This is a genomic window from Marinobacterium jannaschii DSM 6295 (genome assembly GCF_000620085.1).
Lineage (GTDB): Bacteria > Pseudomonadota > Gammaproteobacteria > Pseudomonadales > Balneatricaceae > Pontibacterium > Pontibacterium jannaschii.
Genome location: NZ_JHVJ01000005.1, coordinates 283032 through 303436, shown reverse-complemented (window position 1 = coordinate 303436; position 20405 = coordinate 283032). Strand labels below are relative to the sequence as shown.

Below are 20405 nucleotides of genomic sequence, written 5' to 3'. Positions count from 1 at the left end.
CAGGAGAGCCTTTGCCTCGCCCCGGTTTGGCTAGCCGGAAGTATCAGATCGATTTGTCGACGTGGGCTTCCATTTCGTCGCCGATCTTTTTACGCATCTCCATCAGGCGGATGGCAGAATCACGCAGGTCGATATCTTCCTGAATCTGCGGTACCCATTCCGGTACGTCGGTGGGTTTGCCGTTCTCATCGACGGCAACCATGATCACGATACAGTGGGTTGTGAGGTGGCGCTGGCTCTCTTTGGGATCACCTGCACGTACGTCCAGGCCGATATGCATGGAGCTGCGTCCGGTGTAGATCACCTTGGCGGAGACTTCAACGATATTACCGACATGGATCGGCTGCACAAAACGGATACCACCGGCATAGGCGGTAATGCAGTATTTGCCGCTCCAGCCCGCTGAGCAGGCGTAGGCGGCAAGGTCGATCCACTTCATTACGGCACCGCCGTGTACTTTGCCACCGAAATTGACATCTGCAGGTTCTGCCAGAAACCTGAGGGTGATCTGTCTTTCCTGACCGGCCATCAGTGTTACCCCTGTATGCTATAAATTAAGACCTTAGTCTAAGGTAATTGGCCGCTAATGTATCGGCTATCAGGGAAACTGGTTATACCGGACTGAAGCGGATACTTTATCTGTTCAAGCCAATCGGAGGAGGGAATCATGACTGATACACGCGAAGCCAGTGGACGCTGTTTGTGTGGAGCCTGTGTGCTGCATGCGGAGAAGCTCAGCCGTCACAGCAGTGCCTGTCATTGCAGTATGTGCCGGAAATGGGGCGGCGGGCCTTTGCTGGCTGTTGAGTGCGGCACTGAAGTCCGCTTTGAGGGCGAGGAACATATTGCCACCTATGCCTCGTCGGCCTGGGCAGAACGGGGATTCTGCAGCCATTGCGGTACCCATCTGTTCTATCGCATCAGCGACAACGGCGCTTATATCGTACCGGTAGGATTGTTTGATGATGAAGCGGATTTTGAACTGGTGAATCAGATCTTTATTGATGAGAAGCCGACGTTCTATGACTTTGCCAATAAAACCAAGATGATGACCGGTGCCGAGGTGTTTGCCATGTATGCTCCGGGAGGCGGCGCTGAGTAAAACTATGACAACGCCTGGAGGCCGGGGCTGACAGGTCGGATATGGTGGCCGCTGTAGCGGTGTGCTCTGCAAGCAAATGAGAGGCCAGCCCCGGACAACCTCTGCCGCCGGCTTAGCTCGCCGTGATGATTGTTACGGGGCGCGTGACAGTGCTCCTGACGACGGGCCTGATGGCGATTCTCAGTCGTCCATCTCCTGACCGAAGGCGATATCGTAGCCATCGAGATCCTGAATGCCGAATTCGCGACAGCCATAGGGTTGGTCGCAGAGTTCATAGTCTATCCGGGCACCTTTGGCTTTAAACTCGGCGTAGAGTGACTCTACATCATCAACCCAGAAATAGACGTTCCACATGTTCTGCACCACTTTGTAGTGCGGCAGGATCTTCTCTGGCTGATCTGTCTCGCTCAGCATCATATGACAGTTATCACGCTGCAGGATGGAGAAGCAGGGCGGCTCTCCCCAGATCTGGGCCTTGAACCCCATAGTTTCTTCGTAATAGGCCGCTGACTTGAGTACATCTTTAACCAGCAGGATGGCTGCGCTGCCGATCAGTTTAGGCTGTTTCATAATGATCTCCTTCAGGCACTGATCTCATAGTAGACTCTCCTCTTCAGTCTGTTATCTATGCTCTGCAGGGAGTCCTTTGATGAGCCAGATCGCCAATACACCAGAGCCGCCATACTACGCGGTAATTTTCACGAACGAACGTACCGACATTGAGGCGGGTTACGGCGAGATGGCCGGGCGCATGGTTGCACTGGCGCAGGAGCAACCGGGCTTCCTGGGTATCGAGTCCGTCCGGGAAACGTTGGGTATTACCGTGTCCTATTGGAAGGATCTGGAATCAATCAGGGCCTGGAAGGCCCATGCAGAGCATCAGGTCGCACAGCGGCTGGGGCATGAGAAGTGGTATGCCAGCTTTAAGACCCGGATTGCGAAAGTCGAGCGGGATTACGGTATATAACCGATGGATCAGGCGCTACAGTCATTGCGCCTGATCCGGATTGTCTTGAGACGGGAGTGATCTGATCGTACGGCTTACCAGTCGTCTTTCGGGGCTGGTTTCTTTTGTGTCGGCTTTTTCTTGTTTTTGGTAAAGATATTCAGCAGCTTCTTCTTAGGGTCTTTCTCTTCCGTCGGCAGGGCGTTTTCAAAGCGCTGCTTAAGCGCGTCGGCTTTCTGTTCTTTCTTCTGTTCTTTGGCTTTTTGCTGGCGACTGCTGAAGTCGATAACGTTACCACCCATGCGGAGTTCTCCTGCGTACTGACCGGTTAATCCTGATGAGAGAAGGATAAACCATATTTGAGTGATCGCCTATTGGCAGGGCCGGGAGACAGCATCCTGACGGCCGGCACCTGCGGTTTGCCCGTCTTCAGTTGCATGCACCCGTTGCGAAAAAACTACTACCAAGGAACGAGAGCTAAAACGCCAAAGTACAATTCTGGCATTTGCAGCCATCAGCCATGCTGTTACTCAGTGAACAAACACGCTACGACAGCGGGTTTACAGATTTACCGTTCCTGAAAGTTACTGGTGATAAAAGATGGCTCATAACAAGAAAATTTTTGGTCTCGCCCTGGCATCTATGCTGACTGCCTCGGTTTCCCTGCAGGTTGCTGCCCACGGTGATGTGACACCGCAGGGGGTGAAAACAGAGGGTCTTGAACCACTGGGTGAAGAGTGGGTGGATGAGAATCCATACCGTAAACCTTACGCGAATCACGATCTGGCAGTGACCATCGGCGATTCTGCCTACAACCAGAACTGTGCCCGTTGTCACGGCCTGGAAGCGATCTCCGGCGGCATTGCACCGGATCTGCGCGAACTGGAATCCGATTTCGACGGCGACGAATGGTACCAGTATCGCGTACGTAATGGCGCTGTGCGGGACGGTGCGGTCTATATGCCAAAGATGGCTGACTATCTGAGCCAGGAAGCGCTCTGGGCTATCCGTACTTACATCGAGTCGCGTCGTGAAGCCGAATAAGCTTAACGGCCTGTGGCTGGCAGCCTGTCTGGCATTTGCCGGGCAGGCTGAAGCGCGCTACTACGACGATGTGATCAGCTCCGGCTATATCCGCATCGGCGTCTATCGCGATTTTCCGCCGTACTCCTTTGTCGAAAACGGCACCCCGACCGGTGTCGATATTGAGATCGGGCGCCGGATTGCCAAGGCGCTTGAGGTGGACTTCCGGGTTCACTGGATCACGCCGGATGAGAATCTGGATGATGATCTGCGTAACAACGTCTGGAAGGGACACTACCTCGATAAGAATGACGCACAGCCGCTGGCGCCGAAGCAACTGGCGGATGTGATGATGCGGGTGCCTTACGATCGCGAGTACAGTTTTCGCCGTGATGAGGCGACTGGCGAGATGGTCAACGAGCAGGTGGTGATGTTCGGGCCCTATCAACGTGAAGGCTGGCGCATCGCCTTTGATACCGAAAAGCTTGAAGAGGTCTCTACCGTCGCGGTTTTCCAGTACCACCCGATCGGTGTTGAGATCGACAGTCTGCCGGCGTTTTATCTGACATCCGCATTTCAGGGACGGATGCGAAATAATACCCATCACTTTCCAACGCTGCATAAGGCGTTTGCACAGATGCAACAGGGAAAGGTGGATGCCGTGATGGGGATGCGATCGGAAGTCGACTGGCAGATGCATAAGGTCGGCGATACACGTTACCGCATCGGTGAAAATGGCTTCCCGATGATCGGGCGGCAGAAGTGGGATCTTGGTATGGCAATCAAGCATAGCTATCGCCAGCTGGGATACGCAGTGGAAGAGGTGGTGGATGGCATGATCCGCTCTGGCGAAATGGAGCAGCTGTTCGGTCGTTACGGCCTCACTTATGAACTGCCGGGTTTGTACCAGACGCAGCAGTAGGCGCAGGTACACCCGCAATCCTGTTATCGGCCTGTGCCTGCTCCGATGCAGCGTCCGTATCAGGGCAGGTCTCCAGACAGGGAAGGAGGTAGACGATGAAAAGGCTAATCCGTATAGGGCTGATCCCGCTGTTACTGGCAGGATTGAGTTTCCCGTCAGCAGCGTCCCAGACAGACCCGCAAGGATCGTTGATGTGGGATTATATGCGCAAACTCTTCCTCAATGACGATCCCTACCTGTTTGACGAGCGTATCAAGGTTCTGGTGCCGGAATTCGCTGAAGATCCGACCCAGGTGCCGGTATCCGTCGATGCCCGCGCTCTGGATGGCGATATCCGCCAGATTATCGCCTGGGCCGATTTCAATCCGATCCAGCATATCTTTACCTACCGTCCACTGCGTGATGTGCATCCTCGCCTGTCGCTGCGTATCAAGGTACAGCAGGCGACGCCGATCCGTGCGGCGGTACAGACGATGGACGGCACCTGGCATGTGGGTACGGCGCAGATTGATGCCGCAGGCGGTGGTTGCACCACGCCCAGCGTGGGTAATGCCGATCCCTATTGGGAGAGCCATCTGGGTGAGATCAGCAGCCGCCGGTTCAGCCGTGACTTCGGCTCACGTTACAAGTTTAAGGTGATCCATCCGATGGATACCGGTCTGGTGGATCTGATCCCCGAATTCTACCTGCAGCAGGTGACGCTTAAAGATGAGGCGGGCAATGAGTTGCTGCAGATGGATCTGTCTCAGCCGGTGAGTGAAAACCCGGTACTGACATTCGATACCAAAAACAGCGATCAGTCTCACTACCTGCTGTTACGGGATAATAACGGCAACGAATTTGAACAGGCGCTGTGAGGAGGCATGATGGCAAATCCGACAATCAAATGTTTGTTTTCCGCCGCAGTGCTTGCGTCTGCCGTGCTGGGCGGGGTTAAGGTGACCGCGGCGGCACCGTTGCAGTACAACCTTCAGCCGCAGGAGATTGCCCGGGATACCTGGCTGCTGCAGGGAAAAACCGAAGACTTCAGTCGTAAAAATGGCGGCAATATCGTCAATACAGCATTTATCGTCACGAAAGACGGTGTGGTGGTGTTTGATACCGGTCCTTCGTTCCGTTACGGCCGTGCCCTGCGCCAGGCCATCGCATCAGTGACGGACAAGCCGGTGGTGCATGTGTTTAACAGCCATCACCATCCGGATCATTTCCTCGGCAATCAGGCTTTTCAGGATTCAACCATCTGGTCGTTGCCAGAGACCGGCAAACAGCTGGCACTGCACGGGAATGGCTTCACCGACAATATGTATCGGTTGGTCGGGGACTGGATGCGCGATACCGAGATGCGCCTGCCCGATAAGCCGATCAGTGAGGCGATGATGTCTCAGGGCCTGGAGATGGGGGCACATCGCTTGCAGTTTTACCGCTTTAGTGGTCATACCGGATCTGATCTGGTGATGCTGGATAAAACCACCGGCGTGTTGTTTGCCTCCGATATGCTGTTTTTCCAGCGCATGCTGACCACGCCGCATACACCGGGGCTGGATATCTGGCGTCAGGAACTGGACAAGCTCAAAGCGATGAAATATCGCAAGGTAGTACCCGGTCACGGACCGGTTACTGAAGGCAGCGCCGCAATCGATCAGATGCGTGACTATCTCAGCTGGCTCGATCAGCGCCTGAAAAAATCGGCAGAGCAGGGACTGGAAATGGTGGAAGTGATTAACCTGCCGGTGGATGAGCGTTTTAAGGGCATCAGCCTGAGTCAGGCAGAGTACCGGCGCAGTGTAGTGCATCTTTATCCCGCCTATGAGGATGCGCAGTTTTGAAAAATAACCTGATGTTTTAGCTGATTTCGTTCTGTTCTGTTTGGGAGATCTACTGTGGACAGTAATCAACTGATGGCGCTGTCGCCGGAATTGACACCCCGCAGCCACCTCTACTTTGATAGCCGCCGCCAGCGCTGGATTCTGACGGCACCCAATCAACTGGTTATGCCAGACCCTCTATCGCTGGATATTCTGTTGTGTTGCGACGGTGAACACGCTACGGCAGAGATTGCTGACGGACTCGACCGGAGCCTGCATGAGCTGGCAGCGCCATCCCGCGAGATTACCGCCGAGATAGTATCAGGCTTTATGCAGCGCGGTTTCCTCAAAGTCGCCTGAAGTACGTTTAATCATCGGCTTCCTCCTGCCGGCTGATCCCGTTAAAGCCCTGGGCCTGGTCCGGGGCTTTTTGCTCTATGTCCCGTGATATATGGCGTTGCGGCGAGTAGTACTACTAAGTGACGAGAAATCTTGTACCCCTGTTTAATGTCGCCTTTTGCTGATTTGCAGAAAAATCACTATCAGTCACGGGAAAAATTCCTGACTCGGAGAACGTCAGATCAAAGTCCTCAGGAGCCACTGAGAACACCCAACGACGTATTCACGGTTTTCAGAATAAAAACTAATCCGTAAGGAGAGTGCGATGAAGTACAAAGGCAGCAAAAAAGGCTTTGCCGTCACTGCGATGGTCGCGGCAATGTCTCTGGCTGGCATGGCCAACGCCGGTGTAACCGATCAGGATATCCTGAACGATGCGATGACCACTGATGATGTTGTTTCTAACGGTCTGGGACCGCGGGGGCAGCGCTTCAGCCCGTTGACCAAGGTAAACACCGACACGGTTAAAGACCTGCGTCCGGTCTGGGCCTTCTCCTTCGGCGGCGAGAAGCAGCGTGGTCAGGAATCACAGCCGATGGTAAAAGACGGCGTGATGTATGTAACCGGTTCTTACTCCCGTGTTTTTGCCGTAGATGTGCGAACCGGTGATGAGCTGTGGCAGTATGATGCCCGCCTGCCGGACGGTATTATGCCTTGCTGTGACGTGATTAACCGTGGTGTGGCCCTGTACGATGATCTGGTGATTTTCGGCACCCTCGATGCCAAGATGGTCGCGCTGAACAAAGACACCGGTAAAGTGGTGTGGAAGAAGAAAGTCGCCGACTACAAAGCCGGTTACTCCATTACCGCCGCGCCTTTGCTGGTAAACGGTAAGGTGATCACCGGTGTATCCGGTGGTGAGTTCGGTGTCGTTGGTAAGGTCGAAGCCTATGACGCCAAGACTGGCCAGATCGTCTGGACCCGTCCGACCGTTGAAGGTCATATGGGCTATATCTGGAAAGACGGTAAAAAAGTTGAAAACGGTATCTCTGGCGGTGAAGCCGGTAAAACCTGGCCAGGCGATATGTGGAAAAACGGTGGTGCGGCGACCTGGCTGGGCGGCACCTACGATCCCGATGTAAACCTGTTGTTCTTCGGCACCGGTAACCCGGCACCATGGAACTCCCACCTGCGCCCGGGTGACAACCTCTTCTCCAGTTCCCGCCTGGGTATCAACCCGGATACCGGTAAGATTGCCTGGCACTTCCAGACCACGCCGAACGATGGCTGGGATTTCGATGGTGTGAACGAACTGATCTCTTTCGACTATAAAGAGAAAGGCAAAACGATCAAAGCCGCAGCGACTGCCGACCGTAACGGCTTTATGTATGTCCTGAACCGTGAGAACGGTGATTTCATCCGTGGTTTCCCGTTCGTTGATGAGATCAGCTGGGCTAAGGGCCTGGATAAGAATGGCCGTCCGATCTACAACGATGACAACCGTCCGGGTGACCCGACCGCTTCCGCTGATGGTAAGAAAGGTAAGGCGATCCGTGCCGTACCATCCTTCCTGGGTGGTAAAAACTGGATGCCGATCGCCTATAGCCAACAGACTGAGCTGTTCTACGTACCGTCAAACGAATGGGCGATGGATATCTGGAACGAGCCGGTTTCCTACAAAAAAGGCGCTGCTTACCTGGGTGCTGGCTTTACCATCAAATCACTCAATGACGACTACATCGGCGTACTGCGCGCGATGGACCCGAAAACCGGTAAGGAAGTATGGCGCTATAAAAACTACGCGCCACTGTGGGGCGGTGTACTGGCGACAGCCGGTAATCTGGTCTTCATGGGTAATCCTGAAGGTTACCTGATGGCGTTCGATGCCAAGACCGGCGATGTCAAATACAAGTTCAACACCGGTTCCGGCATTGTCGGCTCGCCTATCACCTGGGAGATGGACGGCGAACAGTATATCTCTGTGGTCTCCGGCTGGGGTGGTGCGGTACCGCTCTGGGGTGGTGAAGTGGCAAAACGCGTGAAGCACCTTAACCAGGGTGGTTCTGTCTGGACCTTCAAGCTGCCTAAGGATGCTTAAAAGCTGCTGCGCGCGACGCGCGGTAAGCTTTCAGCCAGGAGTTAGAAGCTAGGAGCAAAGTGCAACCCGATTGATACAGCAAAAAGGGCCGGTTTTCCGGCCCTTTTTACGTCTGGAGACAGGGGGAATGGTCGGAAGAGTTACAACTAAAGGCGTTGTTTTTAACGACCTCAGTGCAATGGGTTACGGCAGTCAGCCGGTTAAAATAGGGCTATTCCCAGTGAGGGAGCGCTCTGTCTTATCCGGTGTAGTTGTTGCGTATACAGATTGAGTCTGGCGACAACCTTGGGGCGGCCTGCGGGTCGCCCTTTCTTTTCTGCAGGCTTTCGTCTGTATTAGGCACAATGCCGATCTCCTAGCTAAACTTTCAATGGGTCACACTCATTGCCGAAAGGCGGGAGGTCACATGGCCATTGCAATAACACTTAAAGATTACCTTTCTAATAATCATATAGAGTATGACGTGGTCAGCCATCGCCATACCGATAACGCATTTAACTCCGCCACGGCTTCACATCTTCCTACCGCCCAGGTCGCTAAGGCCGTGGTACTGAAAAACCGTGACGACAAATATCTGATGGCGGTACTGCCGGCAAATCGGAAGCTGGCTCTGGAAGAGCTGAACCGGATTACCGGTAAAGAGTACCGTATGGTTTCGGAACCTGAACTGGGTCATCTGTTCGGGGATTGTGAAACCGGCGCGGTGCCAGGCGTTGGTGATGCCTACAAGATCAACTCGATGCTGGATGATGAGTTGTTCGCGATGCGTAAGGTTTATATTGAGGCGGGAGACCATGAACACCTGATCGAACTGGATCAGGCACAGTTTATGGAGATGATGTATGGCGTTCCCCATGCCCATATTTCCGGGAGCGCGGTCAGCGAGCAGGGCAGGAGGGAGCAGCCCCGTCGCTTATAAATGCCTAATGCGTGTTATAAAGCCCGGTGTCGCAAATGTTGCGATACCGGGCTTTGTCGTACAGCGGGCACAGGCTCAGCGCATCGCGCAGATCGATGAACTTTGACGCAGATTGCTGAGCCGGTAAAGTCGATTGGCGCACCAGTAAAAAGGGGCAAACCGCATCATTGATGCCAGTAACTGAAAACGCCGCTTCGGCAGGTGTGACCAGAGCAGGCGGATCGCATCAACACCTCTGATACGGTTACGCTGTTCATCGAGAACATGCAGCTCGCGCCGGGCTGCTTCAGGCAGGATACCGCGATCGCGGAGCCAGAGGTCCTCACCGGTGATATCAAACCATTCAATGCTGTCGCCGGTCATCTGGCGATACTGCTGAATAATACTTCTGCAGATCCTGCAACGACCGTCATAGAGCACTGTGATACTCATTGTTTCCTTGTCCCCGTTTCTGAACTAACAGGCTGCGTTTCCGCAGCGTTGCTGGTCTGGCGGATAACGACAACTCTTCCTGAGTCTGCGAACTGTACTCCGGCGATAATAAAGCGTTGTTACATAGTGCAGCGGAGTGAAACGCAACAATAATCCCAGTAACCGGTAGTGCCAATAGGGCATCATTCGTAACAGGTAACTGTAACTGTCGATTCCCTTCACTATGCGGCCATCTGCCGTAAGCAGGTAGAGCTCGATCAGGGCGTCGGTCGGGTCTATGCCAAGGTGACGCAGATGCTCCTGCTGTCCGGTGATATCAAACCAGTGGATCGGCTGATCGGGCATCATCTGCCGACAGCGGGTTACCGATTCGATGCACAGCGGACAAAGTCCGTCATAAAAAACGGTGATAATCGATCGCATAAAGCCTCCGGTTGGGCTGCTGGCCTGAGGGTCGCCTTTTAAAGTATAGCGTTAGGGGAATATCCCTAAATTGAAAGTTATGGAAGGTAATAAATCGCTGTTAAAAATCCTGGTTGCGCGTAATTTTGCTGAAAAAATTGGCGTATACAGTGGTAGTACACTTGCGACCTGATAACGCACATGTTGCAATGACGTCTGAAGTTTTTCCGAGACAGGTAGCGCAACGCATGCAGAGTCACCCGCTTCAAACTCAACTGGCAAACGAAGTTCACGCACGGCCATTTCTTAAACTGAATCCCCCCCTGAGCATTACCCATATGGCGGTTATGCTGGATGGCGAGCGGATGCAGGAGATGGTTGGACTGATGCTCTGTATGGCAGAAGAGATGGGGATGAAGATCGAGAAACAGATCGGAGGCTTCTTTTACGCTGCATCAAAAGAGGGAGCGTTACGCTTTGAACCTCATAATGAGTTTTACAGCCTCACGCTGTACAGTTTTGGTCACGCCGATCCCCCGGAGATACCTGACGCATGGCAGGAGCAGCTGCCTGGCGCCGTGCTGTGCAGTGTCGAGATCGTGTTTCGTAAGAAGCGCTCGGATCTGAAGGGCTGGTACGTTGAATCTTTTGGCGATAACCAGGTATCCGGTTCGGAGGTGATGAGCGGGGCTGCCAGTATCTGGACTGATTTCGTGCTGCGACCGGATACCGGCCGGGTGCGGGTGTTGGTGGAAGACAGGGCGCTGCTGCCGTTTCAGGCAGGCCGCCTGTTACAAAGGATCTGTGAAGTCGAGACCTACCGCCACATGGCCCTGCTGGCCCTGCCATCTGCGACAGACGCGATGCCTCAGGTGACGCAGCTGGACCGCCAGCTGGCCGATATTACCCACCGGATGTCGGGCGAAGATTCAGCCCCGGCCCAGAAACTGCTTGCCGAACTGACCCTGTTGGCCGCCAATGTAGAAGAGCTGGCGGCAGATACTGCAAACCGGTTTGGCGCATCGGAAGCCTACTTCGCCATGCTGGATAAGCGAATCACCGAGCTGCGAGAAGTGCGTGTCGAGGGGTATCAGACCGTTGCCCAGTTTATGGAACGTCGACTTGAGCCCGCACGCCGTACCTGCCTCGCTGCCGGAGCGCGCATCGAACGGCTGTCGAAACGAATTGCCCGGGTCACCGAACTGATCCGCTCTCAGGTTGACCTCTCGGTCGAACAACAGAACCGTGACCTGCTCGAAGCGCTTAACGGCCGCGCCCGGCGCCAGCTGCGTATGCAGGCTAAACTGGAAAGTTTTACTATTATTGTGGTGACATATTACGCTTTCGACCTGATTGAGCGCACCCTGCGCAATACGGTTCAGGCGGATGATATGCGTGATACCGCATTAATGGTACTGAGCTTTTCAGTTCCTCTGATTGCCGGTGTTCTCTGGTGGTACGTTCGCAACCTGCTTAAGCACTATGGCGAAGACTAGGGGATAGCCCGACAGGCCGGGACGCAATTTATTTAGTGACAGAGGGTCTAAAGAGCTACAAACCGCCTTGAAGAAGAGGTGCCTGATATGAAGCTCTTCAAGTTCCTGCTGATTGCCATCGCCGCGCTGGCGTTGCTGACCATTCCGGCCCAGGCTGCTACCGAGCAGAGTGAGTCTGAAGTGGGTAAATTACCTCCTGCCGTCCAGAGCCTGATTCAGGAGGACGACTTTTGTCGCTCCTGCCGTTAAAACTGTAAACACGGACGATAAAGAAGCGACCAGCAATGCCAGTCTGGACCGTCGCGAGCTGAGGTTTATCTACCTGATACAGGCAATCCACGCCGCAACGTCTAAACGCTAGCCAGTAGTTGTACAGGAATTGACCTGATTGGTAACTTATTAAAAATAAAGCGATATTCCTGTTGCATCTCCGAGATTCGACTGTATACTACGCCCCTGTCCTGAGACGACATCTCAGAGACGCGTTATGGTGGCCCTGTTGGTCCTCCCGCAACGATAAGCCGTGAACCTGGTCAGGCCCGGAAGGGAGCAGCCACAGCGGTGGATTTGTGTGCCGGGATGTGGCTGGCGGGGCCATCTCCATTTCTACCCCTCCTTGTTGTCGTTTGTATCATAAGTCTGCATAGACAGTTCTTCCCGTTTTCCTAAACTGCTATCGCGCTTCAAGATCGCAGCTTCGCGTGGCCGCGCCATCCTTAGCTTTCTTCGTATCTCTCTTTACCCTGTGCGCTTTCGGCCGCTGGAGTTAGATCCTGTGCTGGATTTCATTGACCGCATTTACTCTGATACTTGTTGAGCGGTAGCTATCAATTCGCATTGCCTCTCCGCAATCAACGTTACTTGGTGATGGGGCCGTTTGAGGCGCTTCATCGGTGATAGTTAGTATGGAATTCAATCATCACGAAAGCTCCGGAATGGCTGTCTCTGAGGTGCTAGGAGTTCTGCGCTTTCTCTCCTATATTCCAGAACTTGATGATTCGCCGGGCGCTTGGAAAATCCTATGCTAAGCTGAAATTTGATACTGGATCGGTTCAACGTTCAGGGAATCAGTAAGGTCACAGGGAGATGATTGCATGAACAGCAATCCGGAAGCGATGAGGGATGCGCAATCTGTTGCCCAGATGCAGGAGCTGGTCAATGTACTTGCTCACGATATGGGGGCACCGCTTCGCGCCATTGTTCAATTTTCTTCCTTGTTACAACAGTCCGCCGCGGATGATTTACCGCAGAAGCAGCGTCACTGGCTTCAGATTATTAACGAAAATGGCGTTAATGCCCAACAGATGCTGGAAGCGTTGAGTATATATTCACGCCTGGGACGTGAAGGAAGTCATCACGGCTGGTTTTCGCTTGATGCTGTGCTTGCTCGGGTAGTAGAGAATTTCGATCTACAGAAAGCGGCAAAGCCTATCAGTATCGAAGTCCGCGTCAGCTCGACAGACATTTATGGCTGTCAGTCTCAGTGGCAGCAGTTACTACATTGTCTGTTGGATAACGCACTTCGTTATCAAACAGCCGATACAGGCCATCATTCAGTCATAATTGTCACCGCGTCTATAACAGACAAGGAGTTCACCTTGGCTGTTGAAGATAATGGCATGGGTGTTGCCGCCGAATTGCAGCCATTGCTTACACTGCCTTTCAAACGTATAGATCCCTCAGGGGCGCGACCAGGGATGGGGCTCGCTTATTGCGAGCGCATTGCGCAGTTACATGGTGGTGGGATGTCATTCACTACTTCCAGTCAGGGTGGCTTGGTCGCCATTCTAAATATACCTGCCTCCCGATTCAGGAAATCCGGCAATGACTGATTCAAGGTGTCTAATTTTAATTTGTATAAATGGTAGTGGCATGGTGTTTAAGTGATATTGAAATATCGGAAAATGATTTTTATGGCTGCTCTGGATTTTGTTAGGTGTACTTTAAGTTAACTGGAAGGCGTTGGTTATTTAGTATGAAATAGTTTTATTTGGTGCTGTTGGGTTATTTGAGTCAGGTGTCCTAATGATGGCAAGGGAAAGCTCAGTGGATTTTATTCGTCATAGTGAGAATAAAGTATTCTTGATGGCCGAAGATAATCCGAGTGATGTTGAAATTGTAAGTGAAATGCTAAGGCAGGCGTTTAAAGGTGCCTGTTCCATCGTCTGCGTTGATTGTTATGACAAAATTGTCGAGGCAGTTGAGGAAAGAGAATTTCGCGCACTTATTCTGGATATGAACCTGCCCGGTCCTTCAGGCGTTAAAAACATTACGCATTTATCAGAGAAGTACCCAGATTTACCAATAGTAGTATTAACAGGCCAGCAGGACTTAAGTGTGGCCGTTGAGTCTATTAAAGAAGGCGCTCTGGACTACCTTACCAAAAACAATATTACACCGGAGGTTCTTGCCAGGAGTTTAGAATATGCTGTGGACCAGAAGCTGATAGAGTCCAAGCTAAAAGAAGCTCTGGATGAATCAACCTATAGGAATGTTCAGCTAGAGGCCATGGTACGGCATGATCCTTTAACAGGCCTTCCTAATCGATCCTATTTTCATGATGCTTCTACACGCATACTGCATCGCGCAGACCGGGCCAAAAAGCAGGTTGCACTGTTATTCTTTGATCTCAACGGTTTCAAGAGAATAAATGATACCTATGGACACCTGATTGGCGACGAGTTGCTAAAGCAGATGTCCCGAAGGCTGGAGAATGTTGTTCGTGATACAGATTTTCTGTCGAGGCTTGGAGGCGATGAGTTTGTCATAATCACTGACTGTCTTGATAGCAGGGAACAGATTCATCCATTGATAAACAGAGTGTTATCGGTATTTGATCAGCCTTTTGTGATCGAAGATCACAGCATCACAACGGCGGCATCTATTGGAGTCTCTTTCTATCCCCTTGCCAAATCGCTCGACCAGTTGGTTAAGCAGGCCGATTGTGCAATGTATGAAGCCAAAAGTAATCACAATCATCCGTTGTGCTTTTTCACGGACAGCATTGCCAACAGAATATCAAAGAAAGAAAAGATAGAAAATGAATTGGATAACGCTATTGCCAATTCAGAATTGAGCTGCTGTTTTCAGCCGATAGTATCAACCAGTAAAGATAAGGTTGGGATTATGGAGGCTTTGGTTCGCTGGTCCTCCCCGGTTATTGGAAGAGTACCTCCCTCCGACTTTATTCCACTCGCTGATAGCAAACCTGTTGCGAATAGTATTACCTGGGCTGTTATTTCTGATGTGGCAGATCTGTACCATGGATCTATAAGTAAAGGCAGAGAGATAAGCATATTTTCAATTAATGTTACCGCATCCCAGCTGGCTGAGAATGACTTTATAGACTCATTTTTAGACTGTCTTATTGAAAAAGCCCTTCCGGTTGACGCCATCTGCATAGAGTTAACAGAGCGACAGATCGTTCAATGCTCGGCTATGTGCAGGGATCAGTTGCAGCGACTCAGGGCGGAAGGCGTCAAGGTTGCGTTAGATGACTTCAGCACCGACCACTCCTCCGTTATGAAACTCCTAAGCCTGCCGCTTGATATGCTTAAGCTGGACCGTGCTTTTATCGATCACCTTGATTTGAATAAAAAAAGTCAGGCAGTTATTGCAGGTATAGTGGAAATGGCACACCGGTTGGGTATTGAAGTGGTCGCTGAAGGTATAGAGAGGAAAGAAGAATACCGTATCGCGGTCTCTCTGGGATGTGACTATGTGCAGGGCTTCTACATAGCGCAGCCGATGCAGCCCGATAAGGCAGTTTCGTTCTACGGTCTGAATGCTGGCGAAGGTTGTGTTTGCAGCTAGTTTATAGTTAGTGGTTTTTGATTTTTGTAGGTTAAGGTGTTGTTTCTGCTGGAATAATGTGTTCTATGTAAGGTTGTAGGTAAAGGAATATATGCATTGGAGCTTAGGCTAAGGCGTTTATTGTAAGTCGCATGTTTTTATATGCTGATTTTTACGCGGTGTTTTAAGCTGTAATCCATCAAAATTACTATAAATTCGGGAAGGTAAGGATGAGTCCCATTCAGATCTTAGCGGTTGATGATCAGATATCGAGCCTGCTGGCGCTGGAAGATGTACTTGGCACAATCGATGCAAAATTTATAAAAGCTACGTCCGCAAAAGAAGCCTTGCTTATCATGCTTAACCGGTCCGTCGATTGCGTACTGTTGGATGTAAGTATGCCGGAAATGGACGGCTTCGAGTTTTTGAAGACACTGCGAAATGCACCGGCCCATGCAAAGATTCCGGTCATTATGATCACCGGAAAAGTGTTTAGTGAAAACGAGACACTTAAAGCCTATCAGTATGGCGCGGTGGACTTTTTGCTAAAGCCGCTTGATCCCCAAACGGTGTACCGTAAAGTCAGTTTTATCGTGCAACAGGCGCGCCGGATCAAGTCGATTGAGAAAGTCGAGCAGCACCTGAATAACCTGGGTACCGGAGTTATCATGCCATTGGATGCTTTGCTAGGGAAAGAAGGCTTACAACATTACTGCAATGAGCTGACTGAACTGTCCCTGCAACTAAAAGAACTGGATGCCAGCTGGCAAGGGATCCGAGATGCCAAATGATACCTCATCGACCTACGAAGAAGCTGTAACGGCTGAAACAAATTTGCTGGGCGAGCCACCGGAGTATGTGGTTGGTATAGGGGCGTCTGCAGGGGGGCTGGAAGCCCTGGAGGAGTTATTTAGCAGCATGCCGTTTCAGACGGGTATGGCCTTTGTAATCATCCAGCATCTATCGCCCGATTACAAAAGCATGATGGATGAACTTTTGGCGCGAAAGACCATGATTCCAATCAGGGTTGCTGCCGACCAGATGCCGCTAGAAGCTGACTCCATCTATCTGTTACCGCCAAAGAAAGAGATGATCGCCGCAAATGGGCGGCTTTACCTGACCGAGCGGGAAAGCGGTGATTTTGTAAATCTGCCGATCAATACGTTTTTCCGCTCTCTGGCCGAGACCTACGAGGAAAAATGTATTGCCATCGTGCTGTCCGGTACCGGATCAGATGGCAGTAAAGGTGTGCCATTGGTCCATGACTGTGGTGGCTTTGTCATTGCACAGGAGCCGGACAGTTGCCGCTTCGATTCAATGCCTAGCAACGCAATCGCGACCAATAAGGTTGACCTGGTGCTGTCACCAGAGCGGATTCCCGAGGCTCTGATTAAATACTCTAAGCGTACAGCAACTGTCGAACAGCAGATCGAGCAAGGCAGTATCGATCCTGAAGTCGGGGAGTTTTCAGAAATACTGATTCTGCTACACAGCCGCTTCGATCTGGATTTCTCACAATATAAACCTTCTACGATTACGCGACGGTTAGAGCGGCGACTGGCATACCGAAAGGCCAGTTCGTTACGTGAATATATAAATGTTCTGGTTTCAAATCACGATGAGCTTGAGTTGCTCTATCGAGATCTGTTGATTGGCGTTACCCGCTTCTTCAGGGATAGTGGGGCCTTCAAGTCATTGAGGGCTGAGTTGCCGAAGATGCTGGAGCATTTTCAGGACGAAGCCGAAATCCGCATCTGGGTTGCCGCTTGTGCTACCGGCCAGGAAGCCTACAGCATGGCAATGTTAATGACAGAGGTGATGGCGGAATCACCTTACGGAAAGAAACCATTCAAGATTTTTGCAACTGATATTCACTCCCGCTCCATCCAGACTGCGGCTACCGGGATATATCGGGAAGATGAAATGCTCGGTCTGGAAGACAGTTACCGTAAGCGCTTTTTTACGCCCCTGTCTTCCGGCAGTTATCAGGTCAATGCAGAAATTCGTAAGCCCATCGTTTTTGCCCAGCATAACCTGTTGAAAGATCCGCCATTTACCCGCACTCAGATCGTAAACTGCCGCAACCTGCTCATCTATTTTAACAATGTTGCGCAACAGCGGGTGTTAAGCCTGCTGAGCTTTTCGCTAATGAATCAGGGAATTATGTTTCTTGGTCCGAGCGAGTCTATCGGAAATCATTCTTCAGACTTTCATGGTATCGATTCAAATCGCCGCATATTTCGTAAAAGCCGTGACTCCTCCAGACGAATTGATATGCCGTTAACCGTATCTCCGAAGCCTTCCCGTGCTCTCAAGGCCAGCGCCTCGGGCAGGGTGATGAGTGTTAAAAGCAAAAAGGCAATGGAGATACTGCTACAGCGCTACGTGCCGGCCAGCATACTGGTTGACCAGTCCGGAGATGTACTCCATGTATTTGGTGATGCAGGAGACTTCCTGTCGATATCTTTTGGTGCAGTATCGCTGAATATTCGCGCGATGGTGAAGGATCAGGCAAAAGCCGTAGTCAGCCAGATGCTACAGCAGGTTGTGCGGACAGGTAATCCGCTTAAATCCAGAGCGGTGACTGGGTTTAGTACTGCCGAGCCGGTGGATATAGAGATGCATCTTCTGTCCGAAGCCTCAGGCGACCAGAGCTACGTCATTATCTCACTACGGAATTCTCAGGAAAGTTGTCTTGAGGCGTCAGGTAATGAGGCGGGTGAAGTGGTAGGGGAGGTTTCTGCACTTGTAACCACAGCCAGGATAAGAGAACTCGAAGATGAGCTGAAGTATACGCAGGAGAGCCTTCAGTCCACGGTCGAAGAACTTGAAGCCAGCAATGAAGAATTGCAGGCGGCAAACGAAGAGTTGATGGCCTCGAATGAGGAACTGCAAAGTACCAACGAAGAGCTTCAGTCGGTTAACGAAGAGCTGTTTACAGTCAATAACGAGTTCCAGAAGAAAGAGCGTGAGCGCAGCCAGTTGAAGTCCGACGAGCGCAGCATCATCGAAGAATCCAATATAGGCATTCTCTTTCTAGACGATCGCCTGCGCGTACGTAAGCTGTCACCTGCAGCTGCCCATTTGTTTAATCTGATTGATGATGACTTCGGCCGGCCATTTTCGGCGGCATCTGGACGGATTGTTAGTCAGCTTCAGCAAGATATCTACGCTGTATTTAAAGGAGGCGGGCTTGTTGAGCGTGAGTTGGTGGATGAAGATGGTTCGGTCTACCTGATCCGTATTAATGCGCATCAGCGTGATGAAGCCATGAGGAGCCAGGAAGACGGAGAATTATTACCCTGCAATAGTGGAATCGTGCTGACGTTTACCAATATTACGCGCTACAGAGTCTTACAAAACGCTTTGGAGCAGACACAGCGGCGCTTCCACAGCACTCTGGATGCTATCTCTGATGGCTACTTCGAGTGGACAATGGAGAGTGACGAAAGTTATTTCTCTCAGACATTCCTGCAACAACTTGGATACTCCGAAGAGCTCCCGGATCTGAATCAACTGCTGGGAGACCAGGTTGATACCTTTAAAAACCGGGTTAGGGAAGGAGCGGCCGATGGGCGCAGCCTGCAGGAAGTTCTTAGGTTTGTATGTAAAGACGGGCAGGAACAGTGGATGATCTGTAAAGGCCGGGTTATGCATGGCACAGAGAAAGAATCCAGCCGCTTCACTGGCATACTAATGGACTTCAGCCGTCAGAAACTGGTTGAGGGACAGTTGAGCCAGCAGGCATCAGACCTTGAACGTTCTAATCAGCTTTTGGAACAGTTTGCCCATATTGTTTCCCATGATATGAAGGCACCGCTTCGCCATATTCAAAGTTACCTCGGGTTCCTGGAGCACGCGATTAAGCAAGGTGATAGTGACGCTATTGAAAGTGAGATTCGTGCACTGAAAGAGAATACCGACGGCCTAGGGGAGCTGATCGACGATATCATTACTTACTCGCGAGTGACTTCTGAAAAGAAAGCCGTTGATGACGTCAATATTAATGAAATTATCGAATCAGTATTAACAACCTTATCTCCTGTCATTCTTGAAAAGAGTATCAGGATATCAACCGTTGAATTACCACTGTTGCGTGGCGACAGGAACTTATTGACCCATCTATTCCAGAACCTGATTGGTAATGCCTGTAAGTATACCGATAAGGAACAGCCGGATATTGCAATCAGCTACGAAATCGAACGCGATTATTGTGTGATCGATGTTCGGGATAATGGTATCGGTTTTGATCCGGCCTTTGCTGATCGGATTTTCGCCCCGTTTCAGCGATTGGTTTCCAAGGCCCAGTTTGAGGGAACAGGGATTGGTCTTTCGATCTGTAAAACTGTGGTTGAACAGCATGGTGGTACTATCAGTGCCAGTTCTGCATTGGGTGAAGGTGCCTGTTTTACGGTGTCGTTACCAATGAGTTAAGGAAACCAATATGGATTATGATTATAGCCATTTCAGTGTTTTGCACGGTGAAGACGACGTTGCCGACACCAGAATGATGGAAGTTGTGCTTGATAAAATGGGTTTCAATGGTTCGTACGAGAACCTGTACCTTGGCCAGGATGTCATGGCCCGGATGAATGATCCGGCTTTGGCAGTACCGGATCTGTTGATTCTTGATATTGGCTTGCCAGGCATGAATGGCAAGGAGATTCTGGCGGGCTTACGGCAGAATGAGCGAACTTTGGCCGTACCTGTACTTATGCTATCGGGGTCCAGCTCTCTTCGCGATTATCAGGAATGCGTCAGGCTTGGCGCGAATGGTTATATTAAGAAATCGTCAGATTTTGTTCAGTTTTCACTGACTTGTGAACACTTTATTGAAGGCTGGGCTCGCTTGTCGAATCAAAGCTTTTTCTGACTCCCCATCCAGTTTATATCACCCGCTATAAATCTAACTATATGTCGAGGGATCGCCGCGTGAATGTCCAGGAAGTTGACTCAAAGGAACTCCTAAAGGCCTTACAAGCCTGGAAGGATGAGTCCGAAGTTGTTGATCACAAAGCCTTGCTTAAAGCCTTGCGAGATTATCGAAATGGTAATTTCGCTGTTCGCCTACCCGAAAATAAAACCGGAATAGCCGGCGAAATAGCGCGGGCATTTAATGAATCCGTTGA

At 51.2% G+C, this 20405-nt stretch carries 21 protein-coding genes and 1 other RNA gene; 17 read left to right on the top strand and 5 right to left on the bottom strand.

The window, feature by feature from the left end:
* Nucleotides 1-43: 43 nt before the first annotated feature.
* Nucleotides 44-529 carry an acyl-CoA thioesterase gene (locus tag Q354_RS0104655; protein WP_027856599.1) on the bottom strand — a complete coding sequence of 162 codons (486 nt, stop codon included), beginning with the start codon at nt 527-529 and terminating at the stop codon, nt 44-46.
* 138 nt (nt 530-667) lie between these two features.
* Here Q354_RS0104655 and Q354_RS0104650 point away from each other — a divergent pair, with 138 nt between their 5' ends.
* Nucleotides 668-1102 carry a GFA family protein gene (locus tag Q354_RS0104650; RefSeq protein ID WP_027856598.1) on the top strand — a complete coding sequence of 145 codons (435 nt, stop codon included), beginning with the start codon at nt 668-670 and terminating at the stop codon, nt 1100-1102.
* A gap of 180 nt (nt 1103-1282) precedes the next feature.
* Here the strand turns inward: Q354_RS0104650 and Q354_RS0104645 are convergent, their stop codons facing one another.
* Nucleotides 1283-1672, bottom strand: a complete 390-nt coding sequence (locus Q354_RS0104645; protein ID WP_027856597.1) for a VOC family protein — start codon at nt 1670-1672, stop codon at nt 1283-1285.
* Nucleotides 1673-1751: 79 nt separating this feature from the next.
* Here Q354_RS0104645 and Q354_RS0104640 point away from each other — a divergent pair, with 79 nt between their 5' ends.
* Nucleotides 1752-2069: an antibiotic biosynthesis monooxygenase family protein gene (locus Q354_RS0104640; RefSeq protein ID WP_027856596.1), complete on the top strand. Its 318-nt coding sequence runs from the start codon at nt 1752-1754 to the stop codon at nt 2067-2069.
* 74 nt (nt 2070-2143) lie between these two features.
* Here the strand turns inward: Q354_RS0104640 and Q354_RS0104635 are convergent, their stop codons facing one another.
* Nucleotides 2144-2350 (bottom strand): hypothetical protein, encoded by a 207-nt coding sequence (locus Q354_RS0104635; RefSeq protein ID WP_027856595.1) that lies wholly within the window; start codon nt 2348-2350, stop codon nt 2144-2146.
* A gap of 298 nt (nt 2351-2648) precedes the next feature.
* On the opposite strand from Q354_RS0104635, the gene pedF reads away from it, so the two are divergent.
* The 7 genes from pedF to Q354_RS0104600 all read left to right on the top strand — a co-directional run bounded on the left by pedF (nt 2649) and on the right by Q354_RS0104600 (nt 9154).
* Nucleotides 2649-3092 (top strand): cytochrome c-550 PedF, encoded by a 444-nt coding sequence (pedF, locus tag Q354_RS0104630; protein WP_036228473.1) that lies wholly within the window; start codon nt 2649-2651, stop codon nt 3090-3092.
* Nucleotides 3079-3993: a substrate-binding periplasmic protein gene (locus Q354_RS0104625; RefSeq protein ID WP_027856593.1), complete on the top strand. Its 915-nt coding sequence runs from the start codon at nt 3079-3081 to the stop codon at nt 3991-3993. Before pedF ends, Q354_RS0104625 begins: the two co-directional genes overlap by 14 nt.
* Before the next feature lie 95 nt (nt 3994-4088).
* Nucleotides 4089-4850 (top strand): quinoprotein dehydrogenase-associated SoxYZ-like carrier, encoded by a 762-nt coding sequence (locus tag Q354_RS0104620; RefSeq protein ID WP_036228472.1) that lies wholly within the window; start codon nt 4089-4091, stop codon nt 4848-4850.
* A gap of 9 nt (nt 4851-4859) precedes the next feature.
* Nucleotides 4860-5819: a quinoprotein relay system zinc metallohydrolase 1 gene (locus Q354_RS0104615; protein ID WP_051559899.1), complete on the top strand. Its 960-nt coding sequence runs from the start codon at nt 4860-4862 to the stop codon at nt 5817-5819.
* A gap of 54 nt (nt 5820-5873) precedes the next feature.
* On the top strand, nt 5874-6158 hold the full coding sequence (locus tag Q354_RS0104610) for a hypothetical protein (protein ID WP_156948191.1): 285 nt from the start codon (nt 5874-5876) through the stop codon (nt 6156-6158).
* A gap of 304 nt (nt 6159-6462) precedes the next feature.
* Nucleotides 6463-8235: a PQQ-dependent methanol/ethanol family dehydrogenase gene (locus Q354_RS0104605; protein WP_027856589.1), complete on the top strand. Its 1773-nt coding sequence runs from the start codon at nt 6463-6465 to the stop codon at nt 8233-8235.
* Nucleotides 8236-8641: 406 nt separating this feature from the next.
* Nucleotides 8642-9154, top strand: a complete 513-nt coding sequence (locus tag Q354_RS0104600; protein WP_027856588.1) for an aminoacyl-tRNA deacylase — start codon at nt 8642-8644, stop codon at nt 9152-9154.
* Between the two features lie 75 nt (nt 9155-9229).
* On the opposite strand, the gene Q354_RS24600 is transcribed toward Q354_RS0104600, so the two are convergent.
* Entirely contained in the window at nt 9230-9586 is a 357-nt protein-coding gene (locus Q354_RS24600) for a thiol-disulfide oxidoreductase DCC family protein (protein ID WP_036228471.1), read from the bottom strand.
* 24 nt (nt 9587-9610) lie between these two features.
* Nucleotides 9611-10009, bottom strand: a complete 399-nt coding sequence (locus Q354_RS27810; RefSeq protein WP_084332477.1) for a thiol-disulfide oxidoreductase DCC family protein — start codon at nt 10007-10009, stop codon at nt 9611-9613.
* 227 nt (nt 10010-10236) lie between these two features.
* Here Q354_RS27810 and Q354_RS0104585 point away from each other — a divergent pair, with 227 nt between their 5' ends.
* From Q354_RS0104585 to Q354_RS24590, 8 genes are all read left to right on the top strand, one after another.
* Nucleotides 10237-11484 carry a DUF3422 domain-containing protein gene (locus tag Q354_RS0104585; RefSeq protein ID WP_027856587.1) on the top strand — a complete coding sequence of 416 codons (1248 nt, stop codon included), beginning with the start codon at nt 10237-10239 and terminating at the stop codon, nt 11482-11484.
* 87 nt (nt 11485-11571) lie between these two features.
* Nucleotides 11572-11733 carry a hypothetical protein gene (locus Q354_RS28150; protein WP_156948189.1) on the top strand — a complete coding sequence of 54 codons (162 nt, stop codon included), beginning with the start codon at nt 11572-11574 and terminating at the stop codon, nt 11731-11733.
* A gap of 248 nt (nt 11734-11981) precedes the next feature.
* Nucleotides 11982-12078: signal recognition particle sRNA small type (gene ffs / locus Q354_RS27805), an RNA gene on the top strand.
* Nucleotides 12079-12578: 500 nt separating this feature from the next.
* Nucleotides 12579-13316 carry a sensor histidine kinase gene (locus tag Q354_RS0104575; protein ID WP_027856586.1) on the top strand — a complete coding sequence of 246 codons (738 nt, stop codon included), beginning with the start codon at nt 12579-12581 and terminating at the stop codon, nt 13314-13316.
* A gap of 193 nt (nt 13317-13509) precedes the next feature.
* A complete protein-coding gene (locus Q354_RS0104570; protein ID WP_027856585.1) occupies nt 13510-15297 on the top strand; it encodes a GGDEF domain-containing response regulator in 1788 nt (595 codons plus the stop codon).
* 209 nt (nt 15298-15506) lie between these two features.
* Complete coding sequence (locus Q354_RS0104565) at nt 15507-16067, top strand: response regulator (protein WP_027856584.1); 561 nt, start codon at nt 15507-15509, stop codon at nt 16065-16067.
* Nucleotides 16033-19710, top strand: coding sequence for a chemotaxis protein CheB (locus Q354_RS24595; protein WP_084332476.1), 3678 nt, complete (start codon nt 16033-16035; stop codon nt 19708-19710). The genes Q354_RS0104565 and Q354_RS24595 overlap by 35 nt, the downstream gene beginning before the upstream one ends.
* A gap of 10 nt (nt 19711-19720) precedes the next feature.
* Nucleotides 19721-20149, top strand: a complete 429-nt coding sequence (locus Q354_RS24590) for a response regulator (RefSeq protein ID WP_051559884.1) — start codon at nt 19721-19723, stop codon at nt 20147-20149.
* Nucleotides 20150-20405 lie beyond the last annotated feature (256 nt).